The organism is Bartonella taylorii 8TBB (genome assembly GCF_902825155.1).
In the GTDB taxonomy this organism is placed as follows: domain Bacteria; phylum Pseudomonadota; class Alphaproteobacteria; order Rhizobiales; family Rhizobiaceae; genus Bartonella; species Bartonella taylorii_A.
On the sequence record NZ_CADEAG010000105.1, the window covers coordinates 1 to 474 of the forward strand.

The following is a 474-nucleotide window of genomic DNA, read 5'->3' on the forward strand; positions in this document are numbered from 1 at the left end:
TAAGGACAGGCTTCATGAAAACTCCACATAATTGTTTGAACAGGCAATGGTGTTCAAGACAGCAGTATTTGTCAATTCTTTGTCATTATTGGAAGTCAAAAAAGTTAGAGATAGTAGTAGATTGATCACTAACATGGAGAACTTTGAAAAGTTTACCCATTTGATCTGGGCTGACAAGCCGTTCAATATCTTGACGGATTTTGTTTTGGATCAAGGTATCTTTGTTAATGCTAAGCTGTTTTGCACGTTCAAGAATTCCCATTTTTACAAGAAAATCTCCTTGTTCTAGAATTTCAGCAAAACAACTTTCTTGAAGTGCTATTGTTTTTAAAGTGAAAAAATCAACATGTGATGTTAAATCATTTTCACCTGGATTGGCAAAAACATCGCGGAACTTATGTTTTGAAATAGCTTGCAATGTATCCCCAAATGCACAATCAGAAGCACCATAATCAATGAGCAAAGCAGATCCTT

At 35.0% G+C, this 474-nt stretch carries 1 protein-coding gene; it reads right to left on the minus strand.

Annotated features, from left to right (window positions below; genetic code table 11):
- Positions 1 to 85: 85 nt before the first annotated feature.
- The coding region (locus J7R13_RS08855) for an SAM-dependent methyltransferase (RefSeq protein WP_208438310.1) at positions 86 to 474 on the minus strand (389 nt) is incomplete at its 5' end.